This is a genomic window from Polyangium sorediatum (assembly GCF_029946465.1).
GTDB classification, from domain to species: Bacteria; Myxococcota_A; Polyangia; order Polyangiales; family Polyangiaceae; genus Polyangium; species Polyangium fumosum.
In genome coordinates this window covers 160,196-183,071 of sequence record NZ_JARZHI010000008.1, presented here as the reverse complement: position 1 = coordinate 183,071, position 22,876 = coordinate 160,196, and the positions used below count along the sequence as shown (strand labels likewise).

Below are 22,876 nucleotides of genomic sequence, written 5' to 3'. Positions count from 1 at the left end.
CAGCCGTTCAGGCTGGAAAGACAAGCTCGAATTTCAGCTAAGCTCTGCGATCGTGACAGGCTTCATCGCTTCCTCGAGGCGGCCTTCGATACACGGACCCGCCCTCGCAGCCGCCGCCTTCCTCTTCCTTCCCGCGCTCCCTGCCGCTGCCGACGAGGCCCCGCGGAACGCCGACGCGCCGGCCGCCACGAAAGCCCAGGCCGCCGGCGAACCCAAGGCCCCGCCGAATCCGCCTCCAAGCAGCGGCCGCAAAGCCCTCGCCGTCGCCGGCTCCTTCGTCCCCGGCGCGCTCGTGCATGGCACGGGGCACCTCGTCCTCGGCCATACCCGCACCGGCCTCGTGCTCCTCGGCGCCGAGGGCCTCGGGGCGGGGCTCATCGTCGCCGGGCTCGGCGGCGCGGCCGCGACCGGCGCGACGCGCAGGTTCATCGGCCCGATCATCCTCGGCACCGTCACCGGCGCCGCGTTTTTTTTCCTCTCGGCCCTCGCCGACATTTACGGCGTCCTCGCGCCCGAAGGCGGCACCGGCAGCCCCCCGGTCTATTTGCCCTCGGTCGAGACCCAGCTCGGCGTCATGTTCGTCCACGACCCGAACTTCGCCTACAACGCCTTCCTCACGCCCGGCGCCGACCTCCGCGCTGGCTCGGTCCGCCTCTCGGCGCTCGGCTATTTCGCGCTCGACGACACGAACGCCCGCACCCGCATCTCCGCCGCGTATCGCTTCTTCGGCCCCCGCACCTCGACGAGCGAACGCGCGCGCGACGGCTCGTACCTCGACATCGAGGTCGCCCTGACGAACCACAGCTACGGCACCGAGGGGTTTTCGGTGACGACGGGCGAGGTGAACCTCCTCGGCCGGCTCGACCTCGCCCGCATCGGCCCCACGTTGCGCGGCTCCTTCGCCGAGCTCGGCCTCGGCATCGCGTATGCCGCGCACCGGTACCCCGGCATCGGCGTCGAGGCGAACGATCTCCTCACCCCCCGCATGGCGTTCGGCATGTACCTCGGCCACAGCGGATACCCCCGCGGCGAGGCCATGGCCTATTACGAGCACCGCCACGACGGCTTCGCCGGCGGGCTGAAGAGCCCTGGCCTCGGCAGCGGCATCGCTGGACATTTCGGGGCGCAGACCCGGCTCTTCTTCTCGCCTCGCTGGGGAGCGCTCTTCGACGTGCAGGGCGGATCGGCGCTCGTCGGCCGCGCCTCGCTCCTCTTTCGGTATGGAGGGAACCCGTGAAGCCCATCGCCTCGTTCTTCGCCGCGCTCCTCGTCGCGTCCGCTGCGCCGCTCTTCGCCTCTTGCCTCGACGTCGCCGAGGGCCGCGCCCGCCGGGATCTCGACATCGGCCGCGCCTCGCAGGGCGCCGTCCGCGTCGACGTCGCCGAGGGCCTCGCCGCCGTTCGCCGCCTCGGCCCGCGCGAGCTTCATCTCTGGGCCTCCGCGCCCACGCTCTCGTTCCGTTTGACCACGGGCGCCGCCGAGGGGGGCGCCTGGGACGTTCGCATCGAAAACCTCCTCCCCGACGCGGAGCTCGTCGCCGCCACGAAGGCCGGCGCGCCCCTGCCTGTCGAAATCGTCGCCGCGCCCTTCCCCACCGAGCGCACCTTCCGCCTCGAACTCCCTGCGAACGAGGAGATCACGCTCTCGCTCGCCGCGCCCGATCGGGCCTTGCTCGACCCGTGGCGGTTTGCCGTCTTCGCCGACGTCCAGGAGGCCATCGGCGACGTCCAGGACATTTATTCGAAGATGAACACGACGCCTGGCATCCGCTTCGCGCTCATCAGCGGCGACCTCACCGCGCAGGGCACGCCCGAGCAGCTCGAAACGTTCCAGCGCGAGATGAAGACGCTCGTGTTCCCGTGCTACGCGACGCTCGGCAACCACGAGCTCGGCACGCGGGACGACCTCTACCACGAGTATTTCGGCCGCGGGAACTACACCTTCGATTTCCGGGGCGTGCGCTTCACGATGATCGACTCGGCGAGCGCCACGCTCGATCCACTCGTCTACACGTGGCTCGACGGCTGGCTCGAAGGGAGCCGCGACCGCTTGCACGTCGTCACGATGCACATCGTGCCGATCGATCCGGTCGGCTCACGCAACGGCTCGTTCGCGAGCCGGGCCGAGGCGGACAAGCTCCTCGCGCAGCTCGCCCGGGGCGGGGTCGACCTCACGTTTTACGGGCACATCCACTCGTATTACGCCTTCGAGAACGCGGGCATCCCGGCGCACATCACGGGCGGCGGCGGCGCGATCCCGGAGCGGATGGACGGCATCGGCCGTCATTTCCTGACGGTCGACGTCCTGCCGCCCGGCAGGATCGAGCAAGTGGCCATCGTTCGCGTCGATTGATCCCGCGAACAAAAAGAAAAAGCGCCTACTCGACGGCGGGGGGGGGGAACCGGAGCAGGCGCTCGCGGAGGACTAAAGCAACCCGCGTACCAACCTCAGGAGCCCCCTGCTCCGCGAAGATCCACGCCGGATCGACCTTCCGACATCGCAATCTTGCAAGGAGGCGTTGCATCCGTGCGAGACGCCCTCGCCTCCACCGCACATCGGCAATGCTGATCACATTGTCGAGCGATGGATAAAAAAAGAGCGCCTACTCGACGGCGGGGGGGGGGGCCGGAGCAGGCGCTCGCAGAGGACTAGAGCAACCCGCGGGCCAATGGAATCGATTCGATCTTTCCACGGCTTAGGTGCGCCCTCCCCCCCTCGAATCGCATCTCTGCAATGCACGGCGATCACTTCTGCATTCACAGAACGTGCCCATTGTCACACGGCGCAGGATGTCGACATGAAGGAACGGATTCGCGCGTCGCCGCATTCGGCCGTTCAGAGCGGATACGGCAACGTCGCGCCGAGCACGGTCACGAGCAGAAGCACGACCGGCAAGAGCACGAGGAATACGATGAACGTGTAGCCCATCACGTCGCGCGCTTTGAGGCCGAACAGGCCGAGGATGGGCAGCATCCAGAACGGCTGCACCAGGTTCGCCAGCGCCTCGCCGAGATCGTAGACGGCCACCATCCAGCCGAGATGCACCTTCAGATCGTGCGCCGCCTGCATCACGTACGGCGCCTCGATCACCCATTTCGACCCCCCGCTCGGCACGAACACCCCGAGCACGGCCGAGTACACCGCCACGACGGCCGGGTACGTCCGAGGCGTCGAGAGCCCCACGAAAAAGCCCGCGATCGACTCGTTGAGATGCGTCTTGACGATCAGCGCCGCGATCCCCGCGTAGAACGGAAACTGCAGGATCACGCCCCACACGCCCGGCGTCGCCTCCTTCACCGCGCGCATCAGCCGCGCCGGCGTCCCGTGCAGGAGCACCCCGAGCGTCAGGAAGATCAGGTTCACCGTGTTGAGGTTCAGCGCGTTGAGCCCCTGCCCGCTCGAAGCGAAGTACCCCACGAGGTAACCACCGGCCAGGAGCACGAACAACACGCTCAGGATCGGCGCGTGCTCGAGCCACTCCCCCGGCGTCGCCTTCCGCAGCGGCTCATCGGCGTCGAGCGGCGAGCGCCCGAGATCAATCCCGAGATCCGCCGCACTCCGCGCCCGCGCCGCGGACGGCGCGTACAGGTACACGAGCACCGTCACGAGGACGATCTCGACCCCGACGGACACGAGGCTCTGCCACAGGAAGATCGTGTCGGACAGCGGGATCACGCCGCCCGGCACCTTGCCACCTGCCTCCACGATCGCGCGCGTGGCCGGCTGCAGCGCGCTCGGCGTCGCCATCTGCAGGGCTGCGCTCCCGCTGAGCCCCTGCGCCCAGATGCTCCCGAGCCCGAGGAACGCGCTCGCGGCGACGGCGCGGTAATCGACGCCGCGCACGCGCCGCGCCGTCTCCTTCGCGAGCATCGCGCTGAAGATCAGCGAAAACCCCCAGTTGAACCACGACGACAGCATGGCGAACAACGCCACCCACGCGATCGCCACCCGCGGCGAGCGCGGCACGGCGGCGAGCGCGCGGATCAGCCGATACACCGGCCGCGTCGTCGCGACGACGTAACCCGTGATGATCACGAGCGACATCTGCAACGTGAACGGGATGAGCTCCCAGAACCCGCCGCCCCAGATCGCCGCGACCTCGGCCGCCGCGCTCGCTGCGCCCTGCTTCGACGACAGGCTCACCCACGCCGCGATCACCACGAGGAACGTGGCCACGAGCGCGAACACGAACGCGTCGGGGATCCACCGCTCGGCCCACGCCGTGAACCGCGCCGCGATCCGCTCGAGCGCGCCCGCGGGCGGATCGTCGTTGGAGGACGGGGGTTCGGGGGCGTGGCTCGGCCCGTCCGAGCGCAGCCCCCGAGCGTTGGAGAGCGCTTTGGGCTTTTCGAGGGAGCTCGGCAGCTCGGCACCGGACATACGGCGGAGGGTACTCGCCTCGCGCGCGGCTGTCGCGCTCGTCTACGAATGAGATCCGCCGTCGGGATTTTGGTCCTTGCTCCTCGGTCGTGCTCGACTGTTTGTATCTACCGACCCATAGGCGCGCAGAAGTCGAAGCAGGTGCATCATGACCGGAAGCTTGGAGTCGTACGTCCGCGTTGGGAGCGTCATTGCCGACAAGTACGTGGTCGAGCGGATTCTCGGCCGGGGCGGCATGGGGATCATCATCGCCGCGCGCCACACGGTGCTTCACGAGCGCCGCGCGATCAAATTCATGTTGCCGCACGTCCTCTCCGACGGCACGGCCGTCGAGCGCTTCCGGCGCGAGGCGCGGGCAGCATCCAAGCTCAAGAGTGAACACGTCGTCCGGGTCCACGACATCGATCGCCTCGCGAATGGCGCCTTCTACATCGTGATGGAGTACCTGGAGGGGCAAGACCTCAAGGCGGTCGAGAAGGCCCGAGGTCCCCTGCCCTTCCGGGAAGCGTGTAGCTACGTGCTCCAGGCGTGCGAGGCGATCAAGGAGGCGCACGACGCCGGGATCGTTCACCGCGATCTCAAGACGGCCAACCTGTTTCTCACGAAGGGCCCGCGAGGCGAGCCGTGGATCAAGGTCCTCGATTTCGGAATCGCGAAGCTCGTCGACGAGGCTGAGGGGAAGCGGATGGACATCACCGAGACCAAGCTCGCGCTCGGCACGCCCGCATTCATGGCGCCGGAGCAGATGAAATCGTCCCGGCAAAGCGACGCCCGCGCCGACATCTGGTCGCTCGGCGTCATTCTCTACAAATTGACGACCGGGGTATTTCCCTTCGATGCACCGTTCCTCAACCAGATGGCGCTCCGGATCCTGTCGCCGGAACGCGCCATGAAGCCCTCGACGCACAACCGCTCGTTGCCGCCGCTCTTTGATGCCATCGTCGGCCAATGCCTCCAGAAAGACCGTGAGCGGCGCTTCAGGAGCGTTGCGGAGCTCGCAGACTTTTTGTGCGCGCTCGTCGAATCCGCACCAGCCGTACGCGACGAGCAGGACGACGCGAGCGACGCCGTGACGCTCGACATAACGACGAAGAGGCAACCTGCGGCGGCTGCAGGAGGCGGAGCGCCCGTGAGAGGAGGGCCCAATCGCGAGGTCATCTCGCCCAAGCTGGGCGACTCGTGGAAGTCCGTGCCATTCGTGAACTCCGTCGAGTGGGATGTGTCTGAACGAAGCGGGGAGGATGTGACGACGCAGCGGGCGCGGCGATGAGGGAGCGCCCCTCGACCTCGGCCGCGGCGCGCCATCGCCTCACCCGCCCACGAGTTCCATGACCTCGGTCCCGAGCCCCTCCACGGCGAGGTGCACGATCGTCCCCTGATCGCCCACCAGGAACCCATCGGCCCCGTCGAACACGACGCCGTGAAGATCCTCGCGGACAGGGAGCTTGATTCGCTCGAAAGTCCGTTGGTCCTTCTCCCACCCGCCGTGCCACAGCGCGCCGCCACGGCCGACCACGAGGTGGTCGCCCGACCATTTGTTTTGCCAGGCCGCTTCCATCCCCTCCGCAGGCGGCGCGGAGCTTCCATCACGACGCCACAGCTTCCAGACGGACAGCGGGATCCTCCCGACCTCCGTCATCTCGCTGCTGATCACCACGTTCGGGTCCCTATGAAAAACATTGATGAAGTCCGCCGGCAGATCCCCGCCGGCGAAGGACGGCCTCGGATGGCATGAAAGCTCCCCGGCCGTTTGCGCTTGGTCGCATTCGACGATCGCGCCTCCGGAGCCGAGCACGCACAACCTGTGTGGCTGGCACGCATGGAAGGCGTAGAGGTCGGCCGTGCTGCCCGAAGGCACCGGCTTCCATGTCCCCTCCCCGATCCCATTGTCGAAGCGCCGCAGGATCACCCCGCCGGCGCCCAACGCCAGCGTGAGCGCCCGATCGTGATACAGGCCGAGGAGATCCACGTCCGTGCCCGTCTCTTCGATACGCCACGTCCCATCGGCCCTACGCGCGGCCGCGGTGCCGTGCGCGCCGACCACGAGGAGCATGTCCGGCTCTGCCATGGGCCTCGTCGGCACCTGCACCATCGCGAACAAGTCCTTGGTGGTGCCCGTCGCTTCGCGCTGCCAGCCCTTCTCGTCGTCCCGCCGCAGCGCCACGCCGCGATCACCGACGGCGAAGGCCCGCTTCTGCATGATGCTCACCGCGCGCAGCGGGACCGTCGTGCCCGAGGACTCCCGCTCGAAGCGGTATTCGACGGGGCGTGACGCATCACAGACGCGCATGGGGCGCAGCGCTCGACCCTCCACCCGGAAGGGCGCCGGATCCTGACCGAGCGAGCGCATTGGCTCCATCCGGACGACCCCTCCATTCGAACACGGGCCCGTCGTGGGCCGGGCCGTCGGCGTCATGGACGGGGCGCAGGCCGGAAGGAGGAGGCAAAGGAGGGCGCCGGACCAGGGAGAGAAGCGAACGAACGGTGTCATCGTCTGGACCGTCTCCGGGGGAACCAGGACACCGACCTCCTGTCAATCAGAAACACAGTTTCCCGGACAACCCAGCACCATCTCGTCGAGACGGCCATCGACAGAACCCCGAACACGAGCCGGGGTCTCCTCCCCAAGGAGAGACCCAAGCTCCACCCTATGGCGGCGAGGGGCGCGGAGGCCCGGAATCTGGCCGAACATGTGCCCTCTGCCGTCGACGGCGCGTGTTTGGCGTCGCAACGGATGTGTCCCGCGGGCGACCCCCCGAAGGACGTTGCCCGCCCCCCCTGACGCTGGCCTCGACGCTGGCGGATGGGCCCCTCGACAAGGCCCATCACGGGCGGACGCGTGAGGTCTTGCAGCTCGACGAGGACCCTCGGCCGCCTCCGGCCCTTGTCTTCAGGCTCGACCTTGCCCGGTGCACACGCCTCGCCACGTGTCCGGCGGCAAGACGCTTCCTCTGTCGCGCCGACGCACCCTGGTTCCGCTTCGTGCCTCGATGACCTGCGGCGACGACGTAGCTCGGCGCGGCGTGGAACAGACGAGGACGGGGGCCGATGCCGCCTGTCGAGGATGCCGAGGGGCAACGGCTCGGGAGGAGCCTCTCGAGGACGAGCCCATCGCAACGCTCGTGGTCTCCCGCCGGCGTTCGTCAGCGCCGCGCACTTGGTGGGCAGGATCGTCGCCTGTGTTGTCCAAAGCCCCAGCACGGCGCCTTCGTTGTCAACGTGCCCCTCGTGAGGCACGATGCCTCCGAGGGGAGGCAACACCCATGGCCGTCCAATTCAACCACACCATCGTTCTCTCGCGTGACCGGGAGAAATCCGCGCATTTCCTGGCCGACATCCTCGGCCTCGTCGTGGCCAAGCCGTTCGGGCCGTTCTTGCCCGTCGCCACCACCAATGGCGTCACGCTGGATTTCATGACCGTCGGCACCAACATCGCGATCCAGCACTATGCCTTCCTCGTCTCCGAAGAGGAGTTCGACCCGATCCTCGCCCGCCTCGTGCAGCAAAAGGTTCCCATTTGGGCAGATCCGCACGGCCAGCACCCGGGCCGGATCAACCGCAATGACGGCGGGCGGGGCGTGTACTTCTTCGATCCCTCGGGTCACGGCATGGAGGCCTTCACCCGCCCGTACGGCAGCAACCCGTCCTCCGAGCTGAACGGCGTCACGGAAGAGGTCCCAGGCGCCGCGGCTTCGAACGAATTCCCCCGCTGATCCAAGCCTTGGGAACTTTGCGCGTCCAAGCACGTTCGGAGTCCCTCGATGCCCTCTGCCCGCCTCCTCGCCGTCCTCGCCCCGCTCCTCCTCCTCGCCTGTAGCCGCAGCTCCTCGCCTCCGCCGCCCGAGCAGGTCGCCTCTCCGGCTCCGCTTGGCCTCGCTCGTGTAGACCTCGCGAGTGTCCTCCTCGAAGGCATCCCGCACGTACGACAAAAGCCCGATTTTTGCGGCGAGGCTTGTGTCTCCATGGCGCTCGCGCGGCTCGGCCGCCCGCTCGATCAGGACGAGATCTTCGCGAGGACCGGCCTCGATCCGGCGCTCGGCCGCGGCGCGTACACCGCCGAGCTGAAGCGGGCCGTCGAGGCCGTCGGCTTCGACCCGGGGCCCGTCTGGTACCGCATCGACGTCGTGAAGGCCGACGAGGCGCTCGGGGCCGAGCTCGCCGCGATCCACGCCGATCTGCAGAAGGGCATCCCCTCGATTGTCTGCATGCATTACGACGAGAGCCCCACGACCACGGAGCATTTCCGCCTCGTCGTCGGCTACGACGCTTCGCAGGACGAGATCATCTATCACGAGCCCGCCAAGGACGCGGGCGGCTACCTCCGCATGTCGCGGGCGCGGTTTCTCTCGCTCTGGCCGCTCAAATCCAGCAAGGACGCGTGGACCGCGATCCGGCTGCGCCTCGCCCCGCGGGATCTCGAGCTCGCCAAGGCGACGCCAAGCAAGCCCGGGTTCTCCCCGGCCGATTACGCGCAAAAGGTGATGGAGGTCAAGGCGAAGACCTCGCGCCTGCGCGGCGACTTCACCGTCCTCGTCGAGCCTCCGTTCGTCGTCGTCGGGGACGGCCCCGAGGCCCGTGTGCGCAGGGGCGCCGAGGGCACCGTCCGCTGGACGACCGAAAAACTCAAGAAAGATTATTTCGCCAAGGACCCGTCGCGGATCCTCGTCGTCTGGCTCTTCAAGGACCGGCCGAGCTACGAGCGGAACGCGATCACGCTCTTCGGCGAGAGGCCGAGCACGCCGTATGGGTATTACACCTCGAAGCACGGCGCGCTCGTCATGAACATCGCGACCGGCGGCGGCACGCTCGTGCACGAGATCGTGCACCCGTTCGTCGAGGCGAATTTTCCCGATTGCCCGCCCTGGTTCAACGAGGGCCTCGGCTCGCTCTACGAGCAGAGCGGCGAGGAGGACGGCCGGATCCACGGCTACACGAACTGGCGCCTGCGCGGCCTGCAATCAGCGATCGCGGAGAACCGCGTCCCCTCGTTCCGCGCGCTCACCGGGATGAACGACGAGGCATTTTACGAGGGTGATTACGGCGTTCATTACGCCGCCTCGCGTTACCTGCTCTATTACCTCCAGGAGAAGCGCCTGCTCGTCCGTTACTACCACGAGTTCCACGCGAACCGCGAGAAGGACCCGACGGGCTACGACACCCTCCGCCGTGTGCTCGGCGAGGAGGACATGGCGGCCTTCAAGAAGCGCTGGGAGACGTACGTGCTCGGGCTCTCGTTCCCGTGAGTCGCACGGCGCGGAAGCGCGACGGCCTTGGTAGGCAACGCCGCTGCCGGTCTTGACCGGGCCTGTTCGATGAACTGCGCATTGCGCAGTTCATCGAGCTTGGGTCCAGCCCCTGGCTGGTCCGGGTGCAGGGGCGGACAGCCCCTGCTGGGGCCTGGGGCAACGCCCCAGCGAATCGGCGTCACGCGAGCCGCCGCGCCCGCCGCTCGGCGAGCGCCTCGCGTGCTCGTTTCTCGGCCGCGTCGAGGTACGTGTAAATCACCGGCGTGATGTAGAGCGTGAGGAGCTGCGACACCACGAGCCCGCCGACGACTGCAATGCCGAGCGGCCGCCGTGACTCGGCGCCTGCGCCGAACCCGAGCGCGATTGGCAAGCTGCCTGCGAGGGCCGCCATCGTGGTCATCATGATCGGCCGGAAACGAATGCGCGCCCCGAGCACGATTGCCTCCGCCGCGGGCTTTCCGTCGCGCCGCTCCGCCTCCAGGGCGAAATCGATCATCATGATGGCGTTCTTCTTGACGATCCCCACGAGCAAGAGGATCCCGACGAACGAATACACGTTGAGCTCCTGGCCGAGGACGAGCAGCGCGAGCAGCGCCCCGAACCCCGCCGAGGGCAACCCCGAGAGGATCGTGATCGGGTGGACGAAGCTCTCGTAGAGGATCCCGAGCACCACGTAGATCACGAGGATCGCGAGCAGGAGCAACATCCCCAGGTTGCCGACCGATTCCCGGAAGACCTGGGCGCTGCCGAGGAACTGCGTCCCGAGGGTGTCCGGCAATCGCTCCCGCGCGAGCGCCGACACGCGCGCGACCGCCTCGCCGAGCGGCGCGCCCGGGGCGAGGTTGAAGGAGATCGTCACCGAAGGCAATTGCCCGAGGTGATTGACGCTGAGGGGGCCTGCGCCCTCCTCCGTCCGCGAGACGGCCGCGAGCGGCACGAGCTGGCCGCTGGTCGCTCGCACGTACAAAAGCCCGAGCGCGCTCGGATCCTGCGTGAAGCGCCGATCGAGCTCCAGGATCACGCGATACTGGTTCGTCGGCGCGTAAATCGTCGAGACCTGCCTGCCTGCATACGCCGAGAAGAGCGCCTCTTCGATGCTCTGCGCCGAGACGCCGAGCGTCGCCGCGCGGTCCCGATCGATGACGAGCGTGGCCTCGGGCGTCCTTCGTTCGAGATCACTCGTCACGTCGATGAGCCCCGGGATCCCGCGCATCGCCTGTTCGAGATCCGTCGCCGCGTCGTAGAGCTCGTCCACGTCCGCGCCCGTCAACGTGAATTGATAGAGGGACCGCGTGAGCTGGCCGCCGAGGCGAATGGGCGGCGGGTTCTGGAGGAACACCTCGAGCCCCGGGATCTTCGCGAGTTCGGGCCGCAGCTCGGCGATGATGGCCTCGGGTTTCTTGCCGCCGCGCTCGTCCCGATCCTTCAAGCGAATGAAGAGCCGGCCCGTGTTGCCCGCTCCGCTCGGCCCTCCGGCGCCGTAGCTCGACATCACCGACGAAACGCCCGGATGCGCGCGCACGATGGCCGCCGCCGCCGCTTGGTAGCCGCGCATCGCCTCGAACGACGTCCCCTGCGCGGCGCGTGTCAATGCGAAGATCTGCCCCGTGTCCTCGCTCGGAAACAGGCCCTTCGGCACGATCACCGCGAGCACGATCGTCCCTGCGAAGAGCACGAACGAGGCCATCAGCGTGGCGAACCGGTGCCGCAGCACGAAGCCGAGGCTTTTCGCGTATGCGCGATCCATGCGCCCCGACGGGCCTGCGTGCGGATCGCCTCTCGTTTCGTGCGCGTCTGCGTTCTTCAATCGCAAGAATCGGCTCGCCAGCATGGGCGTGAGGAACAACGAGACCACGCCCGAGACGAGGATCGCGATGCTCATGGTCACGGCGAACTCGCGGAGCAGCCGGCCCACGATCCCGCCGAGGAAAAGCACCGGCACGAACACCGCGACGAGCGAGGTCGTCATCGACACGACCGTGAAGCCGATCTCCCCCGCGCCGTCGAGCGCGGCCTTCAGCGGCGGTTTCCCCATTTCGAGGTGCCGGAAGATGTTCTCCAGGACGACGATCGCGTCGTCCACGACGAACCCGACACAAAGGGTGAGCGCGAGGAGCGAGAGGTTGTCGAGGCTGTAGTCGAGCGCCCACATCCCCGCGAACGTGCCGATGAGCGAGACGGGGAGCGCCACGCTCGCGACGATCGTGGAGCGCAGGTCGCGCAAGAAGACGCCGATCACCAGCACGACGAGCCCGATCGTGACGAGCAACGTGTGCTCGACGTCGGCGACCGATTCACGGATCGAGATCGACCGATCGTAAAGGGTCGCGATCTCGACCGAGGCCGGGATCTCGGCGCGAAGCGCGGGCAGGAGCGCGCGCACGGCGTCGACCACGGCGACCGTGTTCGTCCCCGGCTGGCGCTGGATCGCGAGGACGATCGCCCGCTTGCCGTCGTAATGGCTCGCGACCCGATCGTTCTCGACGCTATCCGTGACCGTGCCGAGCTCCTCCAGCCGGACGGGCGCGCCCTCGCGATAGGCCACGATGATGGGCCGGAACGCGCTCGCCCGGTCGAGCTCGCCGCTCGCCTGCACCACGTACGTGCGCGCGGGCCCTTCGAGCACGCCCGTCGGCAAATTCACGTTCTCCCGCGCGACGGCGGCGGCGACCTCGTCGATGCCAATCTCGCGCGAGGCGAGCGCCTGCGGGTCGAGCCGGATGCGCACGGCGTATTTCTGCGAGCCGTAGACGAGGACCTGCGCGACGCCGCGGATCATCGAGATGCGCTGCGCGATCGTGGTCTCGGCATATTCGGAGACCTCCGACAGGGGCAACGTCTCGGCGTGCAGCGCGAGGTACATGATGGGCTGCTCCGCCGGGTTGACCTTTTGAAAGCTCGGCGGCGCTGGCATGTTGGGCGGCAGATCCCGCGCCGCGCGGGAGATCATCGATTGCACGTCGAGCGCCGCCGCGTCGATGTCGCGCGAGAGGTTGAACTGGAGCACGATCTGCGTGGTGCCGAGGCCCGACGTCGACGTCATCGAGTCGATGCCCGCGATGGTCGAGAACTGCCGTTCGAGCGGGGTCGCCACCGCCGCGGCCATCGTCTCCGGGCTCGCGCCCGGGAGCGACGCGCTCACCTGGATGGTCGGAAAATCGACATTCGGCAGATCACTCACCGGGAGCGCGCGAAAACCCGCGATGCCGAAGATCACGATGGCCAGCATCGAGAGCGTGGTCATCACGGGTCGCAGGACAAAAGGCCGGGAGACGTTCATCGCGCCTCCACGCCCGGCGCCGGCGCCGCACCCGCTGCGCTCCCCGGACCTTTGCCCACGATCGTCACCTTCGCGCCCGGCTGAATGCGCAATTGCCCATCGGTGACGACGCGCTCGCCGCCGGTGAGCCCCGATTGCACGAGGATCCGCCCGCCGGCCACGCGTTCGCCCACCTGCACGGGCCTCATCTGCGCGGCCTCATCCGCGCCGACGACGAAGACGAATGTGCCCGCCGGCCCGGTTTGCAGGGCCTCCGACGGGATCACCACCGCGCCCTCGCGCACGCCGAGCCGCACGGTCGCCTGCACGAATTGCCCCGGCCAGAGGGTGCGTGAAGTATTTTCGAAGGTCGCGCGCAGGCGCAAGGTCCCGGTCGCGCGATCGATCGTGCTGTCGATGAACGAGAGCGTCCCCTCTTCGCCAGGGTTCGGGGCCCCCGCGTCGCCCGACGGCGCCGCCGCGGCGGAGACGGGCAGCGGCCCGGACGAATTCGCCATCGCCTGCTGCAAGGTCGGCACGCTCGCCTCGGGAATGGCGAACGAGACGAACGCCGGCGCGAGGCGGACGATCTCGACGAGCACCGTCTCATTGGCCCGCACGAGATTGCCCTCGCGCACGAGGATGCTCCCGGTCCGCCCGGCCATGGGGGCACGAATCGTCGTGTATTCGAGATCGAGGCGCCGCGCGACCATGGCCGCGCGAAACGCGTCGACCGCCGCCGCCGCGGCCCGCGCCTCGGCGCGCCGGAGCTCGGCGTCCTGCCGGCTCGCCACGCCCTCTCTCGCGAGCTCTTCGTATCGATCCGCCTGCGCCGCCGCATTCGCCGCTTGCGTCCGGCTCCGCTGCAAGTTCGCCTCCGCCTCGCGCAAGGCGACCTCGAACGGCCGCTTGTCGAGGACGAAGAGCACGTCCCCCTCGGCCACGTCCGCGCCCTCCTGGAATTTCACGGCCGTGACGAGCCCGGTCACCCGCGGCCGCAACGAGACGCGCGCCGAGGGTTCGACCGTGCCAATGGCAGAGAGCTCGATGGGCACGGTCGCCACGTCCGAAAAGGCCACGCGGACCGGCGGCCTCGGCGGCTCGGCGGGCCCTTTCCGCTCGCGCGAGCAAGCAGGCCCGAGGACGAGGAGGGCGAGGACGAGCAGGAACGCTCGCATTCGCGCGGCGTCGATCGAATGGAGGAAGATCACGGCTCGCACAGAGTCCGATGCCACGCGGGACGATTTGGGTGCGCGGCCAGGCGAGCGCGTCAGGCGGGTTGCCACGCGGCGCGCGCTCGTTGTAGGCTCCGCCGCAGATGGAGACGTCGACGCGATCGACCGCGATCACCACCCTTGCCATGGGTGTAGCCGCGTATTTCGTGGCCACGGTGGGTCACGAGGGGCTGGGTCACGGGGGCGCGTGCGTGCTCGTGGGCGGGAAGGCGCTGCGGATGTCGAGCGCCTGGTTCGATTGTGACAAGACCGGCCTGAGCGAGTGGGGCGTGCGCGCCGTCGAGGCAGGCGGCACCGTCGCCAACTTGCTGATCGGCGCCCTGTCGCTCGCCACGATGCCACGCGCGCCCGGGCGCCCTGGCAATCGCTGGTATGCACACTGGCTGTTCGCAGCCGTGAACCTCTTCATGGGCGCGGGTTATCTGATGACGTCTCCCCTCGCGAACCATGGCGACTGGGCCGATTTCATCGTGGGCCTCCCGCGCCCGCTCCTCGTTCGCATGGCATTGACGCTCGCCGGGGCCGTGATCTCCGCCGCGGCGCTGCGCGTGCTCTTGCGCCGGCTCGATCCCCACCTCGGCGCCGAGCTCCCCGCGCGGGTGAGCGCCGCGCGCGTCCTCTGCTGGATTCCCTACGGCGCCGTCGGGGGCGTGCTCTTCAGCGTCGCGGCGCTCCGAAACGCCGAGGGAATGCAATTCGCGCTGTCCTCCGCGCTCGCGACCCTCGGCGGCACGTTTTTCCTGGCATGGCTCCCCGCGTGGGTCAAAGCGCCACGAGGGGAGGTCGAACGACCGCTGGAGCTCGCGCCGATGCCGGCGTGGGTTTTGACCGGCGCCGCGCTCACGGCCCTGACGCTGGGCGTCCTCGGGCCGGGATTCCACTTCTGAGCAGGCCCCGCATTCCGAATCACCGCAGGAGCGCGAGATACCTCGTTGCGCGCCGCTCCCCTGCATCGGCGCAGGCCAGGAGCAGGCGGCGCGCCTCGATCTTGCGGCGCGCGAAATGGGCGACGAGCGCGCGCGCGAAAAGGACGCTGGGCTCCATCCCTCCGGCTGGGTCCCCGAGCCAGTCGTGCCAGGCGAGCGCGAGATCCCAGAACCCGTCGGCGTGGACCTCGGGTTCGTCCTCGTGCACGAGCAGGCCCTCGAGATCGTGCTCCACCGCGTGGCAGAGGACCAAGAGGCCCAGGAACGGGAGCCCATCGCCATGGCCGCGGAGCGATGCCCCTTGCAGCGCGAGCGCGTCCGGGCCCTGCCCCGCCGCCCCCCGCAGCATGCCCATGTCGAGCCGCTTCGGGGGCGGGAGCGCGTCGTTGACGAACGCGAGCATCTTGGGCCAATCGGCCCGCGGCAGGTGATGGCCGGACTTGCCCGCGAGCGTGAGCTCCCGGAGCGGCCGCTCGGACTCCGCGTCGATACGCTCGACGATCGCGACCACGTTCTCGGCCATGGCATCCTGAACGAATTCGAGCGGGACGTGGTGCGGATCGTCAACGCGGATCCAGTCGCCGTCGAGCTTGCGCAGGAGCGCCGCGAGCTCACCTTGCCGGCTCGCCTTGCCGCGCTCGACGAGCGCGCGCCCGAGCGCGAGGCAGCTCCACGAGACGGGCGTGTCGTCCCCGCCGGCGCGCCCGACCATCTCGGGCACGACGAGCGACATGCCCGCCCCGGAGACGGCCGCGAGGGAGAGCAGGTTCACCGGCTGCTCGCCCTCGACGTGCGTGTAAGAAAACCCCTTTTGTCCGCGAATGGTTCGTCCCATCGATCTCTCGCCCGAGGCGCGCGCGGGATAGCGCGGCAGTCTCCCAGCGTCGGGCGAACCGGGCCGCTTCGTCAAGCCCAAGTCACGGACGCTCGGCGCTCTTCGCCCATTTCTTCCGGAAATGAACGAACGCCACGATCACGACGGTGACGAGCGTCAAGGGCAAGGCGTGCTTGACGACCTCTGCCCGCAGCACCGCGATCCAGCCGAGGAGCGCCTCGCCGAAGAAGCGGCAGAGGCCGATCCAGAGGGTCTGCGCCACGAGGATCGCAGGCACGAGCAGGCGCGCCGGGGCGGCGAACGCGCCCGCGAGGGTGCTGGCGATGGGGCCCGGGACGGCCATCACGAGCAGGGGTGCGCTCATCCGCATCGGCTTCATGAGACGCTCGACGCGCCCCTCGGAGGCCACCCCCCGCGCGACGAGCCAGCGCAGGGCGTGGGTCCCCTCGGAGCGACCGAACAGGTACGCGAGCAGGCATTGCCCGACGCAGATGGGCCATGCGACGGCCCAGTACGCGACCGGCGAGGAGACCCCCGCGACGAGGACGAGGTTCGCGGGGACCGGGGAGAGCGCGAGGAGCGCGAGGGGCGCGTGCGCGAAGAGCACCGGCGACAGCGCCGTCCCGAGGATGCGGGCGCCCATGATCACCACGAAAGCCGCGGCCAGATACGGCCGGCGCGTCGCGAGTACGTCGTTCCCCGGGCCCTCGCTCATTCAACCGTCCTCGTCGTCGCCCTCGTCGTCGCCGTCCGCGTCGTCGTCCTCGTACCCGTCCGCGTCTTCGTCGTCTTCGTCTCCGCCGTCCTCGTAACCGAGACGCCGATTCATCTCGCTGTCAAGGTACGGATTGCCGAACGGATCACGCTCCCAGGGCGGCGGCTCGTCGCTCTTCGCCTGCGAGGCCTTGCCCTGTTCGGTGTTTGCCTCTTTGCTCTCGACCGAAGCCGCGACGGAGGAGATGGCGAGCTCTTGCAGGTCGTGCAGCGTCTCGTCGAGCGTGCGGCCGCCGGCCTCCGCCGTTTGCAGCGCCACGAGCGTGACGACGATGTTCGTGCCCTGGGTCGTGGAGATCTCCTGGACAAACCCGGAGAGCGCCTCGGTCGCGCCCGCGACGCGCGCCACCGCGGGCGGCGGCGGCTCGCCCCGCAGCGCGTCCTTGAGGCGCGCGAGGATCACGTCGTCCCCGAAGCCTGCCTCGCGCAGCGCTTGCAGCCCGAGACGAATGCGCGACCAGCGGAAGCGTGATTCGACGACCTCCGCCGGCTCCTTGGGCATGACCGCGTCGGCCAGGGCCTCGAAGGTATCGAGCGCACCTTCGACCCCCATCTCCATGAGCGCTTGCAAAGTCTGCGCGAGGGAGGTGCGGAGCCTCGGATTGATGCGCGTGCCCAGGTGCTCTGCCTGCGCGACCGCGCCCCGCGCCGCCTCGATCGCAGCCTCGTGCTCGCCGCCCTGCGCGCGCGTGACGAGCAGATTCGTGCACGTCGTGAGCAGATCGACGCGCGCCTCGACGAGCGAATCGTCGTCCGCCGCCCGCCCCTCGCCCTCGAACCCGGCGATCACCTTTTCGAGGATGGACCGCGCGCGGTGGAGCCGCTCGATCCCCTCGTCCCTCCGGCCCGCGCCGAGCGAGAGGCCCGCCATGTCGCCCCAGCTCTTCGCCGCCATCGCGCTCTCGACCCCGTCGTGTTTCTCCCGGAGCGCGAGCGCTTTCCCATAATGAACCTCGGTGCCCTCGGCATCCCCGGTCATCCCGAGCGCGCTGCCGAGGTGGTGATAGGCCTCCCCAGCCTCGCGCGAGCCGGCGTCGATTCGCTCGCGAATCGCGACGGCGCGGCGGAGCGCGGCCACGCCCTCCTGCGGATCACCGCCCCAGGTCGCGGCGAACCCGAGGTTTTCGAGGCACGTCGCGAGGCCCGGATCCTCGGGCCCGAGCGCCTTTTCCGCCTTGCGCAGCGCCTCGCGCCCGGCCGTGATCGCCTCCTCGTACCGCCCGAGGAACGCGAGCCCCTTCGCGTGGTCGGCGAGCGTCTTCCAATCGAAGGGCGCGCTCTCCGGCGGAAACTCGTACGTCCCCGCGAGGATCCCCTCGAAGCGCGGATCCTCGCGGACCGAATCGAAATAATCGTCGGCCCGCGCCTTGTCGATCCATTCCTTGTCTTTTGCGACGACGAGGGCGAGATCCCGCAGCGCGCCCTCGGGATCGCCCGTGATCGCGCGCTCGCAGGCCCGGTTGAACCAGAGGACGTCGTAGCTGCCGCCGAGCAGCACCTTGCCGTCCTTGTCGACCCGCGCGATCGCCTCGGTGTACGCCGCAATCGCGTCCGCATGGCGCTTCATCGACGTGAGGATGAAGCCCTTGTCCATCCAGGCGAGGGCCGAATCCCCCGCGGCGAGCGCGCGCTCGGCGGCGCGCAGGGCGCCCTCGTTGTCGCCGCGCTTCTGCAAGATCCGGATGTGCTCGCGGATGAGATCCTTCGGCCTCCGCGCCTGGTACGCGAGGATCCCCTCGGCCCACGCGTCGAAGGAGGCGATCTCGGCCGAAGGCGGATCGGCCTTCCCTTTCGCTGCGAGCTCGCGCTGGGCCATGGCTGCTGCGAGCGCCTCGGCGTCCGCGAGCGCCTCGTCCCCCGTATCGTCCGATTCATGCAGATACGCGAGGAGCGCGAGCGGCGTGATCGCGCCCGGCAAGAGTTCCCGGAGCTTTTTCGCGAGCGGCCGCCCTTCGGGGTCATTGCGCTGCGAGATCGCCCGGAAGAGGACACGCTCGGCTTCGAGGTTCTTTACGTGCGCGTCCATCGCGTCGATCGCGCGGTCGCACGCCGCCGTGTAGTCGTCGTTCAATCGGTCCCGTACGATCCAGAGGATCGGGTGCAGGTCCTCCCGGGTCGGCAGATCCTCGCGCGAGGCCAGCGTCGGCTCGATCTCGGCCCGCACGACGGCCGCGAGGCCTTCTTCCCCGCGAGAACGATCGATTTCCGAGACGAGCAGCGCCGCGAAGTACGCCTTCCAGACGCGCCCGGTCGCCGCCATGGCCTGCGCCCACGCGGCCGCCGCTTCGAGCTCGTAGAGCGGCATCTCCTTCCACAGGAGCCGCGCCGCGGCGACTTCCACGCGGCGCCATTTTTTCTCCGTCAAATCACGCCGGAGCGCGTCGCGCAGGTAATCCTCGTTCTGCGTGTCGAGATCATCGACGAAATCGCCGCGCACGGCCTTTTCGGCGAGCGCGTGGAGCTCACGCGCCCATGTTTCCATGTCCTCGGGCACGGGCCCGCCCGCGAGCATCTCGCCGAGCGTCTGCTCCAGCGACGCGTCCGACAGCGCCATGACGGCCTTGTGCGCCATCCAGCGGACGGGCTCCTCTCCGTCACGTAGCCTCGCCGCGAGCACGCTGCGAATTCGATCGGGCAGCATCGGCGCCGTCACCGCGACGGCCTCGCAAAGCGTGGAGAGCTTTTCCTCGGGCGCCTTCGCCTCCTCCGCCCGCGTCGCGAGTTCGTCCACCGAGCGACGCACGACCGACGATTCGAGCCAGGCGGGCATCGGCTTGCCGCTCCGCCATTCGATGTAGCGGACGCCGAACAGGGGAGAATCGACGAGCACCATGTGCCGCCCTTCGCCCATGTCGACACTCCAGAAGGGCGGCGCATCGGCCCTGCGCGGCGCGCGCCGCACGATCTGAAAACCCTCCCGCTCCATGCCCTCGAAGATCGAGCGCAGCGAGACGGCTTCGCGAAGGAAATACACGACTTGTTCGCTCACGATGTTCCTCGAAGGTCAGGGTCGGAGGGCGCGCCGCAAATCCTCGATGTTCCCGGCCTCCGTCTCGCGAAGGAGCGCCTCGTGAAGAAATCGCTTGTGCCGCGCGAAGGAAGCGAGCTGATAGCCGAGGCCCCGCTGCCGGGGATCCTCGCGGCCTCCGATTTCAGCGAGCAGGGTCCGCACGGCGGCGCCGTCGTCGCCCATCGTCGCGAGGCACGCCATCCCGTGATAACCGAGCGACGGCGTCTCCTCGGGATTGCGGACCATTTCGAGGAGTTCGTCCGCCTGATATCCACGAAACCGCGCCACGACCGCGAGCGCGTCGACGGGCATGTCCGAGGGCAAACCCTTGGGCAACCCCGGCAAGAGCTGCGTGAGCAGCGGCAGGATGCTCTCGTGCGCGACGGGGGCATACCGGACCTCGAGCACGCAGAACTTGTTCATCGAAGAGATGGTGATCGTGGCGCCGAGGCGGCGTGAGCGCAGCGTGATGCTCGGCACGGCCCCGTCAGCTTGCGCCATGTTCTCGGGCATTCGATAGCCGGCCCCGACGAGCGCGATTCCCGTGGGGTGATCCGGCCACGGATCCTCGGCGAACCGCGTGCCCCAGGGCAGGCTGTCGGTGCCGGGCAGGCCCTGGAAGAACCGCACGATGGTCTCGAAATCGGCGCCCATTTCGGTCTCGGTGCCGAGGAAGATCCGGACGCTCCGGGGCAAACCGACCACCGCCGGCAATGGATCCTGCGTCTCGGGCCAGGCGTACGGCGCAAAGGCCGCGGCGAGCGACGCCGCCGTCGTCCCCGCGGGGATCCAGAGCGGCGGCGGCGTGGTCTCGTGCAGCGCGATCCAGAGCTGATCCGGCCGCGCAGGATCGGCGAGCAACGTCGGATTGTGGATCTTCCGCATCCAGCGGTCGGCGCGCACATCACCACGCGTCGCGAGCGGGACCGCGCCTTCGAGCATACCGAGGCAAGCCTCGTGCGCTTCCGCGGGGATCCACGCCCCAAGCGGCGCGTCGTCCTGCGCCTCCGCGCTGTGGATCCGCGCGGACGCCTCGCGGCTCTCGTGCTCGCTCAGCCACACCCAGCCCGTTTTCCCGGGCTGCCCCGAATCCCCCGCGGTGTCTGCGAAAAGCGCGTCGAGGAAAGGGTTTCGATCCTTCCACCAGTGCGAGGGGAGGCCCATGTCCGGGACGCTCGCACGACCTCGGCGCGAGGACAACGGGAAAGCAGACCTGCGCATCCGCGCCTCCCGTTTGACGGCGCAAACGGGGCGCCGGGGTTCGTCAGCCGAGGCTGCCGAGGGCCCAGCGCTCGGCCGACTCGACGTCGGGGAACATGCGGTAGGGATAAGGCGGCGTCGACATCCAGAAGATCGCGGTGAGCGCGCCTTTGGGAAAAGCCGCGTCGACGACGAACGCGCACGCCGAACAGCGACGATAAATCTCGACGTTCTGCGCGAGGTGATCCGCCATCGTCTTGCGTTGCTTGGGCGAGAGCTCTTTCGTCCCGCGATAATCGTGCAAGAGGGCGAACCTGCCTCCGCGGCTCCGGAGGACGAGCGCCAGATTTTTGACAAACTGCTCGGTTTGCGCCTCGTTCGCGCGCGGATGATTGACCAGGACGACGAGCGGCCAGCGCGATACGTCGAGCACCCCCCCCTCGAGTACGCCCTGGCCTCCCGAAAGCGAGGCGAGCCGGCCCGTGTCACGCGGCGCCGGCAGGCCTCCCGGAGGAGGAACCACCGAGGCGCGGCCGCTGCTCGGCGGCGCCGGCGGTGGTGTGGACTTGAGGATGAACGACATCGTGGCGAAGATACCACCCTTGCTGCGAAACTGCCACAGGGACATCCCCCACGCCCACGTCCGAAACAGGCTCGCCGACCTGGACGTGTTCACCCTTGCCAGGGCCGTGACGCGGGGGAAGCTCGTCGTCCCCTGTGGATCCATTTCGATCCACCCTTGAATCGTCGCACGCGACGATTCTTGCACGAAATGGCCGTTCGGCCATTGCTACCGCGTGCGGCGTTGCCTGGAAGATGCGGATGGCGATGTTCCTCCAACGCGCGACGCGATCGCCTCGAACTGGCCAAGCTCGAAATCCTCGCCGTTGATCCGGAGGTCGATCCGGTGCTCGCCCGGGTAATGGCGGCGCGTCGTCAAATCGACGAGCGAGACCCGGCCCTGAATCGTCTCCCGCCCCGACGGCGAGAGTTCGAGCGTGCGCACCTTGAAGACCTTGGGGCGGAGTTTTCCGCTCGCGCCGGGATAATGAATCACCGCGTCGACGACGAGCCGCTGCGGCGCGCCCGCGCGCGAGACGATTTCGCAAGAGAATCGCGCCTCCTCGCCGAGGGGGACCTTCTTCGGCGTGACGCTCGCCCGCTCGATTGCGATTTCCGGCGCGGCCGAGGCGCCGAGGAGCGCGAGCGCCCCCGGATGCCCGCGCTTGACGAGCCAGCGGAGCGCGTGCCGGACGATCCACGCGCGGCCCGGCCCCGCGCCCTCGAGCCAGTGGCGGCACAAGGCGACGACCCGATCCGGATGATCCTTGGCAATGTCGTTGAGGTTGTTCGCCACGCTGTTGCGAACGTACGGCTCGGGATCGTCCTTCAAGATCTCGAGCAGCTCGAGGACGGGCGTGGGATCCGCGATGAACGCAGGCAATCGCTCGGCCCACGGAAGCCGCGGGCGCGTGCCCTCGGAGACGAGGCGGCGCACGTGGGCGCTCGGATCGGAAGCCCAGACCCGGAGCCGCGCGAGCGACCGCTCCGGGTCGCGGAGGAGGAAGGGCCGGATCGAGAACTCGGCCGTGAACACCTGGGTGAGCGCGTGCTGGGCGCGCATCGAGGCCTCGAAGTGTTCGAGCCCCCGCTCCGCCACGAAGGTCAGGTGCGGGAGGTAGAAGAAGCTCGACATCGCGCCCTCGTCGCGGGACGCAGGCGTCTCGAGCGAGCGGAGGAGGATGTCCACGGCGCGCTCGAAGTCGGCCGGCAAGGCGCGCCCGAGCGCCGCGGCGATGTGGCGCCCGCGCTCCTTGAGCTCCTTGTCGTCGAGCCCGGTCTTGGCCTCGGCGATGAACGTTCGCGCTGGAAAGTCGGGCCAGGCGCCCCGGATCGAGGCCGCGATGCGGCGCACGAGGCGTTCGTCGAAGAAGAGCTTGAGCGGCTCGGCCATGCGGGCGTCGCCATGACACGAGGCGGCGGAGGCGGGAAGGCGCGGGCGCGCGCAGAC

General features: G+C 68.8%; 16 protein-coding genes. 6 read left to right on the top strand and 10 right to left on the bottom strand.

Features of this window, described 5'->3' with window-relative positions; translation table 11 throughout:
• The first annotated feature begins 52 nt into the window (after window positions 1-52).
• Together QHF89_RS12720 and QHF89_RS12715 are read left to right on the top strand one after the other, a co-directional pair.
• A complete protein-coding gene (locus QHF89_RS12720; protein WP_136968615.1) occupies window positions 53-1,237 on the top strand; it encodes a hypothetical protein in 1,185 nt (394 codons plus the stop codon).
• Window positions 1,234-2,352, top strand: a complete 1,119-nt coding sequence (locus QHF89_RS12715) for a metallophosphoesterase family protein (RefSeq protein ID WP_284720419.1) — start codon at window positions 1,234-1,236, stop codon at window positions 2,350-2,352. Before QHF89_RS12720 ends, QHF89_RS12715 begins: the two co-directional genes overlap by 4 nt.
• 483 nt (window positions 2,353-2,835) lie before the next feature.
• On the opposite strand, the gene QHF89_RS12710 is transcribed toward QHF89_RS12715, so the two are convergent.
• Window positions 2,836-4,380: a short-chain fatty acid transporter gene (locus QHF89_RS12710; RefSeq protein WP_136968614.1), complete on the bottom strand. Its 1,545-nt coding sequence runs from the start codon at window positions 4,378-4,380 to the stop codon at window positions 2,836-2,838.
• A gap of 148 nt (window positions 4,381-4,528) precedes the next feature.
• Here QHF89_RS12710 and QHF89_RS12705 point away from each other — a divergent pair, with 148 nt between their 5' ends.
• Window positions 4,529-5,650: a serine/threonine-protein kinase gene (locus tag QHF89_RS12705; protein WP_136968613.1), complete on the top strand. Its 1,122-nt coding sequence runs from the start codon at window positions 4,529-4,531 to the stop codon at window positions 5,648-5,650.
• Window positions 5,651-5,689: 39 nt separating this feature from the next.
• Here the strand turns inward: QHF89_RS12705 and QHF89_RS12700 are convergent, their stop codons facing one another.
• Window positions 5,690-6,730, bottom strand: a complete 1,041-nt coding sequence (locus tag QHF89_RS12700; RefSeq protein WP_136968612.1) for a WD40/YVTN/BNR-like repeat-containing protein — start codon at window positions 6,728-6,730, stop codon at window positions 5,690-5,692.
• 913 nt (window positions 6,731-7,643) lie between these two features.
• On the opposite strand from QHF89_RS12700, the gene QHF89_RS12695 reads away from it, so the two are divergent.
• The gene (locus QHF89_RS12695; protein WP_136968611.1) at window positions 7,644-8,093 is read left to right on the top strand and encodes a VOC family protein; all 450 of its coding nucleotides are present in this window, start codon (window positions 7,644-7,646) and stop codon (window positions 8,091-8,093) included.
• 48 nt (window positions 8,094-8,141) lie between these two features.
• Window positions 8,142-9,623, top strand: coding sequence for a C39 family peptidase (locus tag QHF89_RS12690; RefSeq protein WP_136968610.1), 1,482 nt, complete (start codon window positions 8,142-8,144; stop codon window positions 9,621-9,623).
• 181 nt (window positions 9,624-9,804) lie between these two features.
• Here the strand turns inward: QHF89_RS12690 and QHF89_RS12685 are convergent, their stop codons facing one another.
• A complete protein-coding gene (locus QHF89_RS12685) occupies window positions 9,805-12,906 on the bottom strand; it encodes an efflux RND transporter permease subunit (RefSeq protein ID WP_136968609.1) in 3,102 nt (1,033 codons plus the stop codon).
• Window positions 12,903-14,096 carry an efflux RND transporter periplasmic adaptor subunit gene (locus QHF89_RS12680; RefSeq protein ID WP_136968608.1) on the bottom strand — a complete coding sequence of 398 codons (1,194 nt, stop codon included), beginning with the start codon at window positions 14,094-14,096 and terminating at the stop codon, window positions 12,903-12,905. The genes QHF89_RS12685 and QHF89_RS12680 overlap by 4 nt, the downstream gene beginning before the upstream one ends.
• A gap of 107 nt (window positions 14,097-14,203) precedes the next feature.
• Between QHF89_RS12680 and QHF89_RS12675 the strand changes: the two genes are divergently transcribed.
• A complete protein-coding gene (locus QHF89_RS12675) occupies window positions 14,204-15,007 on the top strand; it encodes a hypothetical protein (RefSeq protein ID WP_136968607.1) in 804 nt (267 codons plus the stop codon).
• Between the two features lie 19 nt (window positions 15,008-15,026).
• On the opposite strand, the gene QHF89_RS12670 is transcribed toward QHF89_RS12675, so the two are convergent.
• The 6 genes from QHF89_RS12670 to QHF89_RS12645 form a co-directional block, all read right to left on the bottom strand.
• Window positions 15,027-15,881 carry a hypothetical protein gene (locus QHF89_RS12670; protein WP_136934620.1) on the bottom strand — a complete coding sequence of 285 codons (855 nt, stop codon included), beginning with the start codon at window positions 15,879-15,881 and terminating at the stop codon, window positions 15,027-15,029.
• Between the two features lie 82 nt (window positions 15,882-15,963).
• Entirely contained in the window at window positions 15,964-16,596 is a 633-nt protein-coding gene (locus QHF89_RS12665; protein WP_136968606.1) for a hypothetical protein, read from the bottom strand.
• A complete protein-coding gene (locus QHF89_RS12660) occupies window positions 16,597-19,644 on the bottom strand; it encodes a tetratricopeptide repeat protein (RefSeq protein WP_136968605.1) in 3,048 nt (1,015 codons plus the stop codon).
• A gap of 15 nt (window positions 19,645-19,659) precedes the next feature.
• Window positions 19,660-20,829: a hypothetical protein gene (locus tag QHF89_RS12655; protein WP_136968604.1), complete on the bottom strand. Its 1,170-nt coding sequence runs from the start codon at window positions 20,827-20,829 to the stop codon at window positions 19,660-19,662.
• A 100-nt stretch (window positions 20,830-20,929) separates the two neighbouring features.
• Complete coding sequence (locus tag QHF89_RS12650; protein WP_136934616.1) at window positions 20,930-21,448, bottom strand: hypothetical protein; 519 nt, start codon at window positions 21,446-21,448, stop codon at window positions 20,930-20,932.
• A gap of 207 nt (window positions 21,449-21,655) precedes the next feature.
• Window positions 21,656-22,819: a DNA alkylation repair protein gene (locus tag QHF89_RS12645; protein ID WP_136968603.1), complete on the bottom strand. Its 1,164-nt coding sequence runs from the start codon at window positions 22,817-22,819 to the stop codon at window positions 21,656-21,658.
• Window positions 22,820-22,876: the final 57 nt, after the last annotated feature.

Bases quoted from the DNA above. Each gene is read 5' to 3' on its own strand.
- QHF89_RS12710 (WP_136968614.1), bottom strand. From the start codon at position 4,380: ATGTCCGGTGCCGAGCTGCCGAGCTCCCTCGAAAAGCCCAAAGCGCTC.
- QHF89_RS12705 (WP_136968613.1), top strand. From the start codon at position 4,529: ATGACCGGAAGCTTGGAGTCGTACGTCCGCGTTGGGAGCGTCATTGCC.
- QHF89_RS12700 (WP_136968612.1), bottom strand. From the start codon at position 6,730: ATGCGCTCGCTCGGTCAGGATCCGGCGCCCTTCCGGGTGGAGGGTCGA.
- QHF89_RS12695 (WP_136968611.1), top strand. From the start codon at position 7,644: ATGGCCGTCCAATTCAACCACACCATCGTTCTCTCGCGTGACCGGGAG.
- QHF89_RS12690 (WP_136968610.1), top strand. From the start codon at position 8,142: ATGCCCTCTGCCCGCCTCCTCGCCGTCCTCGCCCCGCTCCTCCTCCTC.
- QHF89_RS12685 (WP_136968609.1), bottom strand. From the start codon at position 12,906: ATGAACGTCTCCCGGCCTTTTGTCCTGCGACCCGTGATGACCACGCTC.
- QHF89_RS12675 (WP_136968607.1), top strand. From the start codon at position 14,204: ATGGAGACGTCGACGCGATCGACCGCGATCACCACCCTTGCCATGGGT.
- QHF89_RS12670 (WP_136934620.1), bottom strand. From the start codon at position 15,881: ATGGGACGAACCATTCGCGGACAAAAGGGGTTTTCTTACACGCACGTC.
- QHF89_RS12665 (WP_136968606.1), bottom strand. From the start codon at position 16,596: ATGAGCGAGGGCCCGGGGAACGACGTACTCGCGACGCGCCGGCCGTAT.
- QHF89_RS12655 (WP_136968604.1), bottom strand. From the start codon at position 20,829: ATGGGCCTCCCCTCGCACTGGTGGAAGGATCGAAACCCTTTCCTCGAC.
- QHF89_RS12650 (WP_136934616.1), bottom strand. From the start codon at position 21,448: ATGTCGTTCATCCTCAAGTCCACACCACCGCCGGCGCCGCCGAGCAGC.
- QHF89_RS12645 (WP_136968603.1), bottom strand. From the start codon at position 22,819: ATGGCCGAGCCGCTCAAGCTCTTCTTCGACGAACGCCTCGTGCGCCGC.